This is a genomic window from Halovivax gelatinilyticus, from assembly GCF_024300625.1.
GTDB lineage: Archaea > Halobacteriota > Halobacteria > Halobacteriales > Natrialbaceae > Halovivax > Halovivax gelatinilyticus.
In genome coordinates, this window is sequence record NZ_CP101322.1 from 305,740 (window position 1) to 320,681 (window position 14,942).

Here is a 14,942-nt window from a genome sequence, read left to right on the forward strand (position 1 = left end):
TCTATACGATCATCGTTGCCGTGCTCGCGATGGCGCCGAATCGCTCGGCGACTTCGCGGGCGATCGGTCCCTTGATCTCCGTTCCGCGGGGTTCTTCGTTCTCGTCGATGATGACCGCCGCGTTGTCCTCGAATTTCAGTCGCGTCCCGTCCGGACGTCGGACGGTCTGGCGCTGACGGATGATAACCGCTTCGAGCACCTGACGGCGCATCTCCGGGGTCCCCTTCGTGACGGAGACGGTCACTTTATCACCGAGACCCGCCTTCGGTTGGCGGTTTTTGGTGCCGTGGTAGCCGGCGACGCTGATAACCTTCAGCTCGCGGGCGCCGGTGTTGTCGGCACAGGTGACGAGCGACCCTTTCACGAGTCCCTGGGTGACGTCGGCTTTGATCGCCTCCATCACTGCTCACCCTCGTTCGTCTCGGCTTCGACATCCTCCGTGACGTCTTCGGCTGAGAGCTCGCGTTCGGGTTCGGTCTGACGCGTGAGCTCGGCGACGTCCTCGGCGGTTGCCTCGTCGGTTACTTCGACGACCACGTGCGATTTCGTCTTCGACAGTGGTCGGGTCTCTGCGATCTTGACCGTGTCACCGACCGAGAGCGGTTCGAGCACGCCCGGTACGTGTGCCGGGATGCGCGAACGACGTTTCATATAGCGGTCGTATTTCGGAACCGCCACGTCGTACTCTCGCTCGACGACTACGGTCTTGTCCATGTCCGTCGAAACGACGGTTCCCTCGAGGACCTGTCCTCGAACGGGAAGTTCGCCGTAGAACGGACACTTCTCGTAGTCGTATTCCTCCGGGTTTTCTGGTTCCGGAGGGGTTTGTACATCTAGTCCTATTGCCATGGTGAATCACCTGCCGTTTCGGTACGGCGGGCCGGTCGTTCGTGCAAGCGCGATCCATCGACCGTAACGTAGGCCACGCCCTCGCCAGCGCTGTCTGCACAGCGAGCGATTTCGGCTCGCTCCACAGGTTGAGTGTCGGCCAGTTTGGACGCGGTCCCCGGGGCCTTTCGGTCCCCGGCGGCGTCATCTGTGATCGCGAATTCGAACGTCGTTCCCACCTTCGGTACCGTGACCACCCGAGTCTCGCTGTCGGCGGCTTCACCGCCGCCACACCGTTTCTCCGTGGGCGAAACGCACTCGATTCGGAGGGTGTTCGTCGTCTCCATGACGACGCGACCCTCGATACCCACTCGACCGGCGTCGTCGCTATCGACGACCCGTACCGGCAGGCCGATGAGTTCGTGTCGCGCGAGCGTTTCGGGTGTCAGTGGCATGATTACGCGTCGACTGTGTCGTTTTCCGTTCGGGTTTCGGACCTCATTCGAGGTCGCCCTCCTCTCGCTGGATCGTCTTGATCCGCGCGATCGTCCGTCCGAGTTCGCCGATGCGTCCCGGATTCTCCGGGGCACCACCGGCGGCGAGAACGGACTTCTGGTTCAGCAGCTCCGTCTCGAGATCCTCGAGTTCGGCCTGGCGTTCCGCCGGCGTCATGTCGCGAATCTCCTCGACGTGCAAGATCGCCATCAGTTCTCACCTCCCTCGTCGTCATCGGCCTCGCTCTCCATCTCGGCGACGAGCTCTTCGGCTTCGGCCTCGATCTCCTCGTCGAGATCCTCGGTGACCTCGTCGGCGGCCGCCTCGGCTTCGTCCGCGTCAGCCTCGGTCTCTTCTTCGACCGTCTCTTCGACGACTTCCTCTTCGATCACTTCCTCGACGACCTCTTCGTCGAGTTCCGGTTCGTCAGATTCGGGGGCGTCCTCGGAGGGCTCGTCTTCGGTCTCGTCTTCTTCGGGAGCCGTCTCGAGGAGTTCCTCGACGCCCTCGTTCGCTTCGACGGCGTCGGGAACGACGTCCTCGGGATCGAGGTCGTCGTGGACCTGGAAGTCGTCGGGAAGCTCTGCACCCGGCGGGATGATCTTGACGCTGACGCCGATCGTCCCGAGCTTCATGACGGCGACGCCCTGGCCGTGGTCGACGACCTCTTCGGCGGGCTCGCCGTTGTGCTTGATGTAGCCCCGGTTGAATTTCTCCACGCGCGAGCGAGCGCCCGTGACTTTCCCGGAGAGAACGATTTCGGCGCCGAGAGCGCCGGCGTCCATGATACGGTCGATCGTCGTGTGACCGGCCTTGCGGAAGTACCAGCCTCGCTCTAGGGCGTTAGCCAGTCGGTCGGCCACGATTCGGGCGTTCAGGTCGGGTTCGTCTACCTCCTGAACGTCGATCTGCGGATCGTCGAGGTCGAACTTCTCCTCGAGGGCCGTCGTCACCTTCCGGATGTTCTCACCGCCCTTGCCGATGACCATCCCTGGCTTTTCGGCTTTGAGGACGATCTGGGTCCCCATGGGCGTCTGAGCGACGTCCATGCCGCCGTAGCCGGCACGGCCGAGTTCTTCGGCGAAGAACTCGTCTATCTGCGAGCGGCGCAATCCGTTCTCGATGAACTGGTGTTCGTCTGCCATCAGGCATCACCCTCCTCTTCTGCTTGTGTGACGACGATTTCGACGTCGACCTGCGGCGTGTTCCAGGCGGTCGCACGGCCCATCGCCCGCGGCTTGCGGCCGATCGACTCGCCGACCTTGTGGGCGGCGACGTGTGCGATCTCCATCGTTTCGCCGTCGAAGCCCTGGTGCTCCGCGTTGGCGGCGACGTTCTCGAGGAGGTCGAGAAACGCCTTGCTCGCCTTCTCGGGGTATCGACCGGCGTCCCAGCCGTCGATGTCCGAGCGGTGTCCGGTCCCACTGTTGTGAGACTTAAACGGTACCGATCGCTCGCCGTCGATGACGGCTTCCAGGTAGGTCTGGGCGTCGCCGACCGTCTTGCCCTTGATCTCCCGGGCGATCTCCTTGCTGTGCTTGTGGCTCATGTGACGCTCCCGGAGCATCGCTTTCGCGGTGGCGTCCGGATCCGCGTCGACTGAGTAGTTGATTCCCATTGTACGATCACTTCAGTGGGACGAACTTCGAAGAGCGCGTTGCGCCGATACCGGCCTGTCCGTGTTCGACGGAGTTTCGAGTGAGCTGAAACTCACCCAGGTAGTGGCCGATCATCTCGGGTTCGACGCGAACGCGGCCGAACTCGCTTCCAGTGTAGACGGCGAACGTCAGACCGACGAACTCCGGCACCACCGGCATGTCGCGCAGGTGCGTGCGAATCGGGTTGTTCGCGGTCTCCTCTTCGGTTCGCGAACGGGCCTTCTCGAGCAGTTTCTCCTGCTCGGTCGAGAGCCCGCGCTTGATACTTCGCCGCTTGCGTGCGGGTAGCAGTTCCGCGACCTCGTCGAGCTCCATCTCCTGCAACTCGTCGAGCGTGTAGCCGCGGTAGGTGAACTCACCCTCGCGACCGGTACGGTAATCCTGACTCATTTGTTACCACCTCGTCCCGTTCGACGGGAGGCGATGTCGCCCACCTTTCGTCCCGGCGGAGCGTCCCGCGAGACGGACTTCGGACGACCGGGATGCTGACGACCGCCGCCACCGAAGGGGTGGTCGACGGCGTTCATGGCTACGCCACGAACGCGGGGCCACTTCGTCCCCCGTGCGCGCATCTTGTGGTACTTGTTCCCCGCCTTGACCATCGGCTTCTCCGTTCGGCCGCCGCCGGCCACGACGCCGATCGTCGCGCGGCAGTTCGGGTCGAGGCGTTTGACCTCGCCGCTTGGCAACTGGACGACCGTCGCGTGCCGGTCGTGGGTGATCAGATCCGCGTTCACGCCCGATGCGCGCGCGAACTTCCCACCGTCACCCGGCTTGGCTTCGACGTTACAGATCGGAATCCCCTCGGGAATCTCCGCCAGCGGGAGCGTGTTCCCGGGCGCGATTTCCGCGGAGATGCCAACCTGAATCTCGTCACCGACCGCGATTCCTTCCGGCGCCAACACGAGTCGCTGATCGCCGTCGTCGAATTCGACGGCCGCGACCGGCGCAGACCGGGCAGGATCGTGCTCGATGCCGACGACGGTTCCGCGAACGATGTCCGAATCCTCCGATCGCTTGTGCGAGAGGTTCGCCTTGTATCGGTGACTCGGTGCGCGGAACGTAGACGTACCGCGTCCGCGTCGTTGTCCGAGGATGCGTCGCCCCATCTAGAACACCCCGATTCTGGAGGCGACTTCCTGTGCGTCGTCGTCCTCGCCGAGCGTGACGGTTGCTTTCTTCTTGCCTTTCATCGTTAGCTGAGTGTTGAGTTTGACGACCTCGACGTCGAATCGAGATTCGACTTCGTCGCGAATCTCGGGCTTCGTCGCGTCGGGGTTGACGATGAACTGGAGCTTGTTCTCGAAGTCCATGTCGTTCATCGCTTTCTCGGTCACCAGCGGGTAGTCGATGAGCGTACTCATCGCTCGCTCACCTCCGCAAGCGCGGACTCGGTCCAGACCGTCAATCGGCCCGGGTGTCCGCCGGGTGCGAGATTTTCCGCGTTTACCTCGTCGGCCGTCGCGACGTCGGCACCCGCGAGGTTGCGGGCGGCCTTCGACGGGCCGGCCTCGCTCGCGGTGACGAATAGCACCGACTTCGGTCGCTTGTACTTGCGACCGCGTGTCGTTCCGCGACCCGCACGGACGGATCGCCCCTCGTCTGCGCGCTCGATGTCCGCGTCGAGCCCGGTCGCTTCGAGGAACGAGACGACGTCTCGTGTCTTCGCTACCTCCTCGAATCCGTCGTCGACGACGATCGGCAGATCGAGGTCGTCGTCGAACACGTGACCGCGTTCGGCGACGGTGTCTGCATCGGCGGTCGCCGCGATGGCGCTCCGAGTAGCGAGTTTTCGTTCGTTCGTGTTGATCGATTCTGTTCGGTCGGCCTCGGCTTTCGGCGGGTGGGCCTTTCGTCCGCTGATCGCCTGCGGGACGCGTCGGGCGCGTCCGTTCTGGCGCGGGACGTGGGCCAGTCCCCGACCGCTGCCGGGGCTCTCCGCCGACGTTCGCTTACCGGCGAACTCGTCGGCACCGTAGGCCTGAGATCGGTTGGCCTGGGCGACGCGCACGGCGCGGGCGATCAGGTCCGGGCGATACTCCGTCTCGAAGATCGCCGGGAGCTCGACCGTCCCCGCCTCGCCGCCGTCCAGGTCGTGTACTGTTGCGTCCATAGATTATCCCTGGTTCGAAGCGGTGGAGACGAATCGCACCTCGGGATCGAGGCGCGGCTGGTCTCCGGGTCGAATCGCCGGGCGGAAGCGAAGGAGTCGCTTGTTCGGCCCGGGGAGCGAGCCCTTGATCAACGCGTGCGGGCCGTCGACCTCGCCGTAGTTGACGAAGCCGCCGTCGACCGTCGCGTCGGCGCCGTCGCCGATGGCGAGCAGGCGCTTGTTCAGTTCGGTTCGCTGGTGGTAGCCGGTCTGACCCTGCTGTGGGACGGTCGACCGGACGCGGCTTGGGTTCCACGGACCGAGGTTACCGATCCGTCGACGCCAGCCCTGGCGGGCGTGCTTGCCCTTTCGTTTCTGGACACCCCACCGCTTGACGGGACCCTGAGTCCCTTTCCCCTTCGTGACGCCGCTCGTGTCGACGTACTCGCCGGCACGGAAGACGTCAGTCATGGCGTGAGCGCCGCCGTCGGACTCGATAAGCTCGAGCCCGTACTCGACGCGCTCGTCGATCGAGCCGCCGCCGATGCGCGTCTCCATGACGTCCGGCTTCGACTTCGGCATCGACGGGATGTCCGCCGGCTTCGTGTACGTGATCGCGCGAACGTCGTCGACGCGACCCTCGTCGAGCGCCGCGCGGAACTCGTCCGCAGCGGCCTCGGCGTCGTACTCGTCGCCGGGCAGGTCGAGCGTGCGATCGAGCTCGTCGTCGAGCTCGTTCGCCCAGACCTCGGCGACGGGATGGTGTCCGTATGGCGATTCCTCGTACGCTCGCAGCGCGGCGACGGCCATTGGCGGCGTCTCCACGATGGTGACCGGGACGGTCGTCTCCATCCCTTCGGTCGGCGAGTTTGCGGCGTCGTCGACCGTCACTACGTGGGTCATGCCGGCCTTGTAGCCCGCGAAGCCCTGGAGCGTCGGCTGTCCGTCGTCGTCGGGCCACGATCGAAAGCGCGGGACCTCGCTGGTCGCCCGCTTGCGTGGACCGAATCCGAGTGAGCCTTTGCGTGGTGCGTGTTTTTGTGGCATTCTATCACGCTCTCAGTGAGAGGCAGGCGAGGGTGGCGAACAGAGCCTCCTCCGTTCGCACGACCTCGCTGCCCTGGTTCGGAACCGTGTTCAGCCAGAGGTCGAACCCCGGATCGGCGCTGGGTTCGACTCCGTCTGTCGCCTCGTCGTCCCCGGTGGACGGCGAGCCGACACGTGACTCCTCGATTCCGAGGATGTCCGGCAGCCCTCTCTCGGGCGCCCCGAACGCGACGGTCATGCCGTCGCGATCGACGCGTCCGGCCAGCGTCTCGAGTCGTCCGACGGTGAGCGATTCACCGTAGCGAGACGACGCGATGCGAACGCCGGCGTCCTCACGGCCGAGCGCTGCCGATAGGTCCGTCCGCTCGATCGACAGCCCCGCAAGGGGCTCGTCGACGAGCTTCGCCCGGACCGGTCGTCGCGAAGAGATCCTGACGGTCACGCGTTCTCCCTCGTCGACCGCCATTTCTGGCGGGACGTTGAGCGAGAGTGGGTGTTGCGTTCCGCAATTGACCCGGACGCGGCCTTCAGGTCCGACCTCGGTCACGATCCCTCGTCTTAACGACCCCGAATCGTCCGATTCGGAGCCGGTCCGTTCCGAGGCGCGGAGCGGCGGCAAGATGCCCGCGTACTCCAGTTCGTCCCGCATGTCCCAGACCTCGTTTCGGAGGTACGGGGGCGTTGCGGCGTACCGGAGTACGGTTTCTACGAACCCGCCGTCGTACCGACCTGTTTCGCCTTCCCGATCGGGAAAGACGATCAATCGGTCCGCCCGGAAGATCGTCGCCGCGCGGGCGACGTATCCGAGTTTGCGAGTCGCCTCGCGTTTGTCCTCGGCTTCCCTGACGATCGACGACGGCACGAGTACGCTGACGGTCATGCCGTGGCGCTTCGGCGCCTCGTCACTAGACTGTAGCGATTCCTTGCGGACAAGGTCTTAAAAGGGTGGCGAATTGATTCGGGGCTGTGACGGCCTCACACCCCCGAAAACGTGGTACAGACGGACACAGTCAGAACGAGCGGACGGTGTTGGCAGGCGCCGGGAGTACGCGCCCCATTGCGCCGATTCTCACCAGAAGGGGCCGAATCCCACTCGAGAAGAACCGTGGTACCGCGGGGCGTTCGCCAGTCAATTCGCAACCCTTATACCCTCCCCGGGAACTATTTGAAACTGCAACAGGGCGCTGGTAGTGTAGTGGTATCACGTGACCTTGCCATGGTCACAACCTGGGTTCAAATCCCAGCCAGCGCACTTCTCCGAAGACAAAACCGTGAGCACTGCGTAGCAGCGTGAATATCCGTGGTGAGAGACCACCCTCGGTGAATCTTTCGCGTAAACTCGGCAATGGGGGAGGGCTGGTTTACGCGCACTCCCACCGAAGATCGCATCGACTCGTTCGAGGAATGGATGATCGACGGACGGCAAGCCAGTGCAACCCTCAGTTTAACCCGGAGGGGCCGTGTGGCTGGATGTACCGAGAACCGAGCCCGATTCCGAGCGGTAAATCGGTACCATACCGGAACACTCACGGGTGGTGACTCGTGTCACAGCCGATTACCTTTTGTACCCCGATGGGGTAGGGAAGGTTGAGCGAACGCAGATCCTGTACCGCCAATGCAAACTGAAATTACCCGCACCAACGAAACGAGCGAACTCCAGTACGACGAGACGAACGACAGGTTTGAGCTGGCCTACGATCCGGACGGCAGCGCGACGTTGCTGACGACGATCGTCCACGGACTCACCTCGGTCGTTGACGTCGATGTCTCCCAGGGAGAGTTCTCACTGTACGACAGCGTCGACCCGGATGCACTCGAACGAATCTTCAGCCCCAAATCCGACGGCGAACCGCGCACGGGCGGTCACGTCGCGTTCACCGCCCTCGAATGTGAGGTCTACGTCTACGCGAACGGTGAGATCCACATTCATCCACCGCCGCAGGTCGAGCGACCGGCGTAGGGGTACGCTACCGACGACCCTATTCGATTCGTTCGTTTTCCGGACCGACTGACCGTTGGACCGCTCGCGTTCACCCGTACCTATTGGACAGCCGCGGGTTTTAGGAACGCCCGAATCGTACCAATCTCCATGACCGTGATCGGATTTCTCAGCACCGCACCGGCGACAGACGAGAGTATGGCCGAGGCCGTCGCCGGGGCGGTCGAAGCGATCGACGAGACGGGACTCGAGTACGACGTCGGACCGATGGGAACGACGATCGAAGCCGATTCGATCGGCGAGTTACTCGACGCGGTCGAAGCCGCCCACGAGTCTATCGACGCAGACCGGGTGAGCACGTTCGTCAAAATCGACGATAAACGGACCAGTTCGGGTTCCGCGTCCGACAAAGTCGCCGCCGTCGAAAAACACCTCGAACGCGACGCGAACGCTTCGTGAGACTGCGACAAAGCGGATGACTCCGGCAAAGCGTCCGGCACGCTGGCGACGATCGAACGGGTCGACGACCGATCCCACCTACCCACGTCACCGGGAACGACACACTCAAACAGATGCCACCGGTACGAAACCCTATGCCCCGAACGACGCTTTCGGTCGATGGAATGTCCTGTGGTGGCTGTGAACAGAACGTCGTCGACGCACTCGACGAACTGGACGGCGTCGATGATTCGAGCGCGGATCACGAGGCCGGCGAGGTAACCGTCGAACACGACCCCTCGACGGTAGACGAGTCCGTGATCGGTCAGACGATCGAGGACGCTGGCTACGACGTCAACTGAGCGGATCGCTCGGAATCAACCGTCCGATCGGTACTCAATTCTTCGCAGTCGTCTCTACAGCCGCATCCCGACCGTACAGACGGTCGAGACCGACGGTGAGAAGCAACGAGAGTAGTGCCCCTGTGACGGCGAACGCAGCCATCGTCAACAAGAACGCGGGTGTCGAGATACCAAGGACGATACCGCCGATCGCGATCGAACCTGCTCCGAGACCGAACTCGCCGAGGTAGGTATACCCGTACGACAGGCCGCGAGCATCCGGCGGCGTGTAGACGGCGACGGCTTCCTGGTAGAACGGCTGGATGGCGAAGAGGAAGAATCCGAAGACGCCGCTGAGTGCGACGACGGCGACGAGACCAGCGGTCCCGCCGGCGCCGAGCGAGAGAATGGGAACGAACGCGAGTGCTAGCGCGGCGAGGATCGCGAAGATGGCGAGCAGACCGACGCCGGGACGCACCCGATTGGTCAGGTGTCCACCCGCGTACTGGCCGGCGATACCGACGACGAGCAGACCGACGTAGATGTAGTCGGCGGGTTCGATGCCCTCTAGCGTCGGGCCAGGGTCGAACGCGCCGAGAGCGGCCGATCCGTGGAGAAGTTCCGGAAGGTAGGTCAACATGCCGCGGTAGAACAGCCCTTCGAACGTGACGATGACGAACACCAGTGCGAACGCGCTAGCGAAGAGCGCACGGGAATTCGAGAGCAATTCCGATAGCGAGAGCGCCTCGTCGGCGCCCGCGTTCACGTCGGGATCGACGGCCGCCGCGGGATCGAAGTCGGCCCGAAGGCCGTAGACGGCCGCGAGGAGGCCGGGAATGGCAAGTAACGCGGCGGCCGACTGCCACGAGAGACCGGCGACGAGCAGCGTCGCCGCGACGAACGGGCCGAGCGCGATTCCGACGTTACCCGCCATGCCGTGCCACGCGAAGACCGTTCCGCGCTCCTCGACGCCCGTACTGATCAGCGAGAGACCGGCCGGGTGGTAGATGCTCGCGGCTATCCCCCAGCAGATCAGGCCGACCGCGATCGTGGCGATCGAGTCGGCGAGAGCCAGCAGGAGAAACGAACCGCTCATCCCGGCGAGACAAGCGACGATGAGTTTCTTTGTGCCGAATCGATCGGCGAGAATGCCGGCCGGGAGCGCGCCGATGCCGAACGGTGCGTAGCCCGCGGCGACGACGAGGCCGAGTAAGGCCACCTCGACGTCGAACTCCGCCAGCCAGACGACGAGGAAGATGGGAATCGACGTTTCGAACCAGTGGACGAGGCCGTGGCCCGTCATCGTAAAGCCGGCGATCGATCGATCGTTCGGAGAGAGCGCCATCGAGTGTACGTAGCTTACAGGCGCCGGGCAGGCTACTTAGCGGCTTGGAAATGGGCCGGTCGAGCCGGTAGTCGTATCCCGGCACCACCGAGTTCCGGTGTGACCGGTGTGAGTACAATCGAGATCCGAGTTACGCGTCCTCGACAGCGGGATCGTACGCTTCGTACCAGGCCAAAATTTCACGAAGCCGGTGAATCGCCCGATCCGGATCCCCGATGTTGTGATGTTCGTCCGGGTAGACGATCAGTTTCGCATCGACACCTTGCTTTTTCGCCGCGACGTAGAGCTGCTCAGATTGACTCGGCGGACACCGCCAGTCCTCTCCGCCGGCAGTAATCAAGAGTGGGGTCGTCAACGAGTCGACGTCCCTGATGGCCGAAACGCGCTCGTAGCGGTCGGCGTCCTCCCACGGCAGTCCGAACTCAGATTCGAACCAGTTGTGGCTGTCGCCCGTTCCGTAACACGAAAACGGGTCGTAGATACCGTGCTCTGGTGCGGCAGCGGCGAAGATATCGGTCTGGGTGACGAGATAGCCCTGCGAGATCCCGCCGTAGGAGAACCCGTATCCGAAGACACGGTCCGGATCGACCCAGCCCCGGCCGATTAGTTCCTCCACGCCGGCGACGACATCCGCCACTTCGGTCGTCCCCCACTGTCCGTACAGTTCGTTCGCGAATTCTCGGCCGAACGAGGTCCCGCCCCGGTAATTCGGCCGCAAGACGACGTACCCGCGACTCGTCAGCGCGGCGTGTGCGAAGCTGAAGATGGGTTCGTCGTACGAGAGCGGGCCACCGTGAATGGCGACGACGAGCGGGTGGTCACCCGACTCGAGGTCGAGTTCGGGATCGGCGTAGCAGATCCCCTCGATCGTCCAGCCATCGGACTCCCATTCGACTCGTCGAACGTCGGGCATCGAACACTGCCGACGGAGGTCGGCGTTGAGATCGGTGAGTCGGGCGAGCGTCTCAGGGTCGTCCGTCGGGAGGTCCGCGGTCCGATCGATCGCCCGTGACGATTCGAGTTCGTCGACGTCGACGACGTAGACGTCGTGACCGTCCTGCGGGTGAGAGAGGGCGAGCGCCGCCGTCGATCCATCGTCGGAAACGTCGAGTCCGAGCAGCGCCCGATCGCTTCCACGGGACTCGAAACACCAGTCGACTCCTTCGTCGACGGTCGCCCGGACGAGCCTCGTTTGTGAGTGATCGGCAAGTAACGTGTAGAGCGCCTCGTCGACCCAGTTGAGCGTCGCCGTGCGCGCGATAGTCCGATCGAGATCTTCCGTCAGCGACGTGGTCGATTCGCCGTCGTAAACGACGGCCTCGGTCGGTTCGTACCAGTTCTCCGGATCGCTGCGCGTGAACCCGAGCGAGCCGTCATCGCACCAGGTCGGTTGTCCGTGGTTGTACTCGCCGTCAGTGAGACGTCGCAGGTCCGTCCCGTCCGGCTCGATGGTGTAGACGTCTCGCTTCATCGTGTCGTCGGGGTTCTCGTGACGGCACGAGGTAAACGCGATACGACCGGTCGGCCCCCACGCCGGTTCGAGACCGGTCAGGTCCTGGAACGCACCGCCTCCGTACGCGTCGTCGAGGCGGTCGATCGAGCCGTCGGCGACGTCGACGACGAACAGGTACTCCGTCACGTCGTCCGTCCAGCCGACGCCGTCGAGTTTGTGTTGTAGACGCGTCGTCTCGATCGGCCCACCCTCTCGGCGTCGCTCTACGTACTCGCGTTCCTCGTCGGTCGGGTCTCGGGCCCCGACGACGAGCCTCGTACCGTCCGGTTCCCAGTCGAACGACGCGACGCCGTCCTCGCGATCGGTGAGCTGATAGGCGTCGCCGCCACGTTCCAGATCGAAGAGCCAGACCTGCTGGGTGGGTTCGTCGTCCCCCGCCGCTTCGGCATCAGAAGGCTCCTCGTCCGTCGAATCCGTCTCAGGATCGTCCCCACGGTCCGTCCAGCCGACGCGTTGGGCGATCGGTTCGTCCCTGCTCGCGAGAAACGCCAGTCGCGATCCGTCCGGACTCCAGGCCGGTTCCGAGGCGGACCCGAATTGCGTGAGTCGGTGCGGGTCGCGCGATCCGTCCGTCGGCACCACCCACAGCGACGAGTGGGTCGTCTCTTCGGTCGCCTCGAATTCGGTCGTCACGAACGCGACGCGATCACCGGACGGAGAAATCGAGATGTCGGTGAGCTGAGTCAGGTCGTAGTACGCCTCGAGTGGCAGCTCGGTCATCGTCTCACCCTGACAGTCCAACACAAAGTAGATTCCGTATCTCGCTTCAGATTTTGTTCCTATTCTTCCCATCTATTTGGGAAAATTCGAATATACGCCCCACCTCTTTCAATCCATCAGTTCCGTAGCCGAGATATCAGGGTCGAACCGACGACGTACCCGGCATCGGCCGTCGGACATCGTCACATGCCGATCAGGCGACGTCGAGGTGCTCCGGATCGACGTCGGCGAACGATTCGAGCGCCTCGGCTTCGAGGAGGTGACACGTCCCGGGAACGACGAGAAGGTGAAGCGGGTCGCCGTACGATCCGTTCGCGAGCGCGTCGAGTCGACCGCCCCGGACGAGCGGATCGGGCGAGCCGGCCCGCGCGACGACGACCGCGACGAGATCGGGATACGCTGCGGCGAGGAGGTCCGCACCAACGTCCGCGGACATGTACTCACCCTCCTCGGCCTTGATGTCGAGGTAAACGACGGTGTGCAATCCGCGGTCGCGGTTGTCGTCGATCGTATTCGTGACGCTCGCCGGCAAGCCGTCGGCACCGTGTGCCCGCGGGAACGGGAGCGTCGTCGACGGCCCGAATCGATAGTTCTGCAGTCCGGTGAGTCCGCTCGCCGCGGTCTGGGCGGTGATGCCGTGGACGATGTGCGTCTCGATTCCGCGGGCTCGGGCGCGGAGCCGAAGGTCGGCGTGCGTCGTCGAGATCATCGTATCGCCGGCGGTCAGGAAGACGACGTCACTGGTTTCCGCCGCGTCGAGGATGGGGTCGGGGTCCACTTCGACGCCCGTGCGGTCGCGAACCTCGATCTCGACGTCGTGGTGAGCTTCGAGCGCCTCGACGGTCGTTCCGATCAACTCGCTGGTGTAGAACTCGGCGAAGACGCGATCGGCCTCGCAGAGCACGTCCCGACCCTCGACGGTGATCGATGTCTCGTCGTAGAGTCCCAGTCCGACGAACGTGAGCATACTCGAACGTGGGTGCGGGGTATCTTAGGCTGACGGATACGGATCGATACGATGAGCCCGGAATCACTCGTCCGTTCGGATCGCCTCGAGTTCGACCTCGACGAGGTGATCGGGATCGATCAGCTGCGCGACCTGAACCATGGTCGCAGCGGGGCGGACATCGGCGAAGTACTCCGCGTGCGCGGCCCCGATTTCCTCCCAGTCCTCGACGTCGGTGACGTAAAGACGTGTTCTAACGACGTCGGTGGTCGAAGCGCCCGCAGCTTCGAGGGCGTCCGTCGCAAGGGACAGTGCGAACCAGGTCCGTTCGTACGGATCGCCAACGCCGACGACGTCGCCGTTCTCGTCGGTCGCCGTCGTCCCCGATACGTGGACGGTATCGCCCGCTCGAACGGCGCGCGAGTAGCCGACGGCGTCTTCCCACTCAGTTCCACTATCGACCAGTTGGCGCTCGGTGGTCACGGTCGGGAAGAGACGGAGCGTATCGGAATAGGTGCTGGTATCGGGCGGGCGGAGATACCGATCGATCCGACGCCGTACAGTCGTACCGATCGCCGATCGCGAACGGTCACTCGTGACCGGATATCGCCACGGGTTCGTACGGTTCTTCGACGTACTCGAGGTCCGAATCCGACAGCGAAACATCGACCGCCTCGACCGCTTCCTCCAGGTGCTCGATACTGGAAACGCCGACGATCGGGGCCGTCACGGGCGCCCGATGGAGGTGCCAGGCGATCGTGAGTTGGGCCATCGTCACGCCGTAGTCGTCGGCGAGTTCCTCGATCCGGCGATTGATCTCCTCGCCGCCGCCGGCCCGGTAGATTTCGTGTCTGTCGCCGCGGTTGTTCGCCTCCTCGCTGCCGCGAGCAGTCGTCTCGAACGCGTCGTGCGGTCGGGTCAGATACCCCCTGGCCAGCGGGCTCCAGGGGATGACGCCGATTCCTTCCGTTGCACAGAGCGGGAGCATCTCCCGCTCTTCTTCGCGATAGACCGGGTTGTAGTGGTTCTGCATCGAGACAAATCGTTCCAGCCCGAGACGGTCGCTCACGTGGAGCGCGTCGGCGAACTGGTGGGCCCACATCGACGAGGCGCCGATGTAGCGCACCCGATTTCGTCTGACCGCGTCGTCGAGCGTGCGAAGCGTCTCCTCGATCGGCGTGTCGTAATCCCAGCGGTGGATCTGGTAGAGGTCGATCGCCTCGATGCCCAGTCGATCCAGCGAGTTCGATAGCTCCTGCTCGATGGCCTTTCGAGAGAGTCCGCGCGCGTTGGGATTGTCGTCGTCCATCGATCCGTAGACTTTAGTCGCGATCACGAGGTCGTCGCGGTCGTAGTCGGCGATCACGTCGCCGACGACGGACTCGCTCTCGCCGTCGCGGTAGACGTTCGCCGTGTCGATGAACGTGATGCCGAGGTCGATCGCTCGCTCGATGATCTCTCGGGTCTCTGCTTCGTCTAACTTCCAGCCGTCGCCGTCGTAGCCGAAGTTCATCGTTCCGAGTCCGATCCGACTGACAGACAATCCGGTCTCACCGAGCGTGGTGTACTCCATACCAGTC

20 protein-coding genes and 1 tRNA gene are annotated in these 14,942 nt (G+C 63.9%); 4 read left to right on the top strand and 17 right to left on the bottom strand.

What is annotated here, in order from left to right; genetic code table 11:
• Nucleotide 1 precedes the first annotated feature (1 nt).
• The 12 genes from NKH31_RS01440 to NKH31_RS01495 are packed head-to-tail and all read right to left on the bottom strand — an operon-like array spanning nt 2 to nt 7,000.
• Nucleotides 2–400 carry a 50S ribosomal protein L14 gene (locus NKH31_RS01440; RefSeq protein WP_254863357.1) on the bottom strand — a complete coding sequence of 133 codons (399 nt, stop codon included), beginning with the start codon at nt 398–400 and terminating at the stop codon, nt 2–4.
• Nucleotides 400–849, bottom strand: a complete 450-nt coding sequence (locus NKH31_RS01445) for a 30S ribosomal protein S17 (protein WP_254863358.1) — start codon at nt 847–849, stop codon at nt 400–402. The genes NKH31_RS01440 and NKH31_RS01445 overlap by 1 nt, the downstream gene beginning before the upstream one ends.
• Complete coding sequence (locus tag NKH31_RS01450; protein WP_254863359.1) at nt 840–1,283, bottom strand: ribonuclease P protein component 1; 444 nt, start codon at nt 1,281–1,283, stop codon at nt 840–842. Before NKH31_RS01450 ends, NKH31_RS01445 begins: the two co-directional genes overlap by 10 nt.
• Before the next feature lie 43 nt (nt 1,284–1,326).
• Nucleotides 1,327–1,533 (bottom strand): 50S ribosomal protein L29, encoded by a 207-nt coding sequence (gene rpmC, locus NKH31_RS01455; protein WP_254863360.1) that lies wholly within the window; start codon nt 1,531–1,533, stop codon nt 1,327–1,329.
• Nucleotides 1,533–2,468: a 30S ribosomal protein S3 gene (locus tag NKH31_RS01460; protein WP_254863361.1), complete on the bottom strand. Its 936-nt coding sequence runs from the start codon at nt 2,466–2,468 to the stop codon at nt 1,533–1,535. The genes rpmC and NKH31_RS01460 overlap by 1 nt, the downstream gene beginning before the upstream one ends.
• Nucleotides 2,468–2,941: a 50S ribosomal protein L22 gene (locus tag NKH31_RS01465; protein ID WP_254863362.1), complete on the bottom strand. Its 474-nt coding sequence runs from the start codon at nt 2,939–2,941 to the stop codon at nt 2,468–2,470. Before NKH31_RS01465 ends, NKH31_RS01460 begins: the two co-directional genes overlap by 1 nt.
• Nucleotides 2,942–2,948: 7 nt before the next feature.
• Nucleotides 2,949–3,371 (bottom strand): 30S ribosomal protein S19, encoded by a 423-nt coding sequence (locus NKH31_RS01470; protein ID WP_254863363.1) that lies wholly within the window; start codon nt 3,369–3,371, stop codon nt 2,949–2,951.
• Nucleotides 3,368–4,090: a 50S ribosomal protein L2 gene (locus tag NKH31_RS01475; RefSeq protein WP_254863364.1), complete on the bottom strand. Its 723-nt coding sequence runs from the start codon at nt 4,088–4,090 to the stop codon at nt 3,368–3,370. The genes NKH31_RS01470 and NKH31_RS01475 overlap by 4 nt, the downstream gene beginning before the upstream one ends.
• A complete protein-coding gene (locus NKH31_RS01480; RefSeq protein ID WP_254863366.1) occupies nt 4,091–4,345 on the bottom strand; it encodes a 50S ribosomal protein L23 in 255 nt (84 codons plus the stop codon).
• Nucleotides 4,342–5,094 (bottom strand): 50S ribosomal protein L4, encoded by a 753-nt coding sequence (gene rpl4p, locus NKH31_RS01485; protein ID WP_254863368.1) that lies wholly within the window; start codon nt 5,092–5,094, stop codon nt 4,342–4,344. The genes NKH31_RS01480 and rpl4p overlap by 4 nt, the downstream gene beginning before the upstream one ends.
• Nucleotides 5,095–5,097: 3 nt before the next feature.
• The gene (locus NKH31_RS01490) at nt 5,098–6,120 is read right to left on the bottom strand and encodes a 50S ribosomal protein L3 (protein ID WP_254863369.1); all 1,023 of its coding nucleotides are present in this window, start codon (nt 6,118–6,120) and stop codon (nt 5,098–5,100) included.
• 4 nt (nt 6,121–6,124) lie between these two features.
• On the bottom strand, nt 6,125–7,000 hold the full coding sequence (locus NKH31_RS01495; protein WP_254863370.1) for an RNA methyltransferase: 876 nt from the start codon (nt 6,998–7,000) through the stop codon (nt 6,125–6,127).
• Between the two features lie 301 nt (nt 7,001–7,301).
• Between NKH31_RS01495 and NKH31_RS01500 the strand changes: the two genes are divergently transcribed.
• From NKH31_RS01500 to NKH31_RS01515, 4 genes are all read left to right on the top strand, one after another.
• A tRNA-Gly gene (locus NKH31_RS01500) sits at nt 7,302–7,372 on the top strand.
• A gap of 363 nt (nt 7,373–7,735) precedes the next feature.
• Nucleotides 7,736–8,080 (top strand): HalOD1 output domain-containing protein, encoded by a 345-nt coding sequence (locus tag NKH31_RS01505; RefSeq protein ID WP_254863371.1) that lies wholly within the window; start codon nt 7,736–7,738, stop codon nt 8,078–8,080.
• A 129-nt stretch (nt 8,081–8,209) separates the two neighbouring features.
• A complete protein-coding gene (locus tag NKH31_RS01510) occupies nt 8,210–8,518 on the top strand; it encodes a thiamine-binding protein (protein WP_254863373.1) in 309 nt (102 codons plus the stop codon).
• 134 nt (nt 8,519–8,652) lie between these two features.
• Nucleotides 8,653–8,859 (top strand): heavy-metal-associated domain-containing protein, encoded by a 207-nt coding sequence (locus tag NKH31_RS01515; protein ID WP_254863374.1) that lies wholly within the window; start codon nt 8,653–8,655, stop codon nt 8,857–8,859.
• A 34-nt stretch (nt 8,860–8,893) separates the two neighbouring features.
• On the opposite strand, the gene NKH31_RS01520 is transcribed toward NKH31_RS01515, so the two are convergent.
• The 5 genes from NKH31_RS01520 to NKH31_RS01540 all read right to left on the bottom strand — a co-directional run bounded on the left by NKH31_RS01520 (nt 8,894) and on the right by NKH31_RS01540 (nt 14,935).
• Nucleotides 8,894–10,183, bottom strand: coding sequence for an MFS transporter (locus NKH31_RS01520; protein WP_254863375.1), 1,290 nt, complete (start codon nt 10,181–10,183; stop codon nt 8,894–8,896).
• A gap of 130 nt (nt 10,184–10,313) precedes the next feature.
• Nucleotides 10,314–12,416: an alpha/beta hydrolase family protein gene (locus NKH31_RS01525; RefSeq protein WP_254863376.1), complete on the bottom strand. Its 2,103-nt coding sequence runs from the start codon at nt 12,414–12,416 to the stop codon at nt 10,314–10,316.
• A gap of 193 nt (nt 12,417–12,609) precedes the next feature.
• Nucleotides 12,610–13,383 (bottom strand): diphthine synthase, encoded by a 774-nt coding sequence (gene dph5, locus NKH31_RS01530; protein WP_254863377.1) that lies wholly within the window; start codon nt 13,381–13,383, stop codon nt 12,610–12,612.
• A gap of 63 nt (nt 13,384–13,446) precedes the next feature.
• The gene (locus tag NKH31_RS01535) at nt 13,447–13,845 is read right to left on the bottom strand and encodes a RidA family protein (RefSeq protein ID WP_254863378.1); all 399 of its coding nucleotides are present in this window, start codon (nt 13,843–13,845) and stop codon (nt 13,447–13,449) included.
• Between the two features lie 106 nt (nt 13,846–13,951).
• On the bottom strand, nt 13,952–14,935 hold the full coding sequence (locus NKH31_RS01540; RefSeq protein ID WP_254863379.1) for an aldo/keto reductase: 984 nt from the start codon (nt 14,933–14,935) through the stop codon (nt 13,952–13,954).
• Between the last annotated feature and the right edge of the window lie 7 nt (nt 14,936–14,942).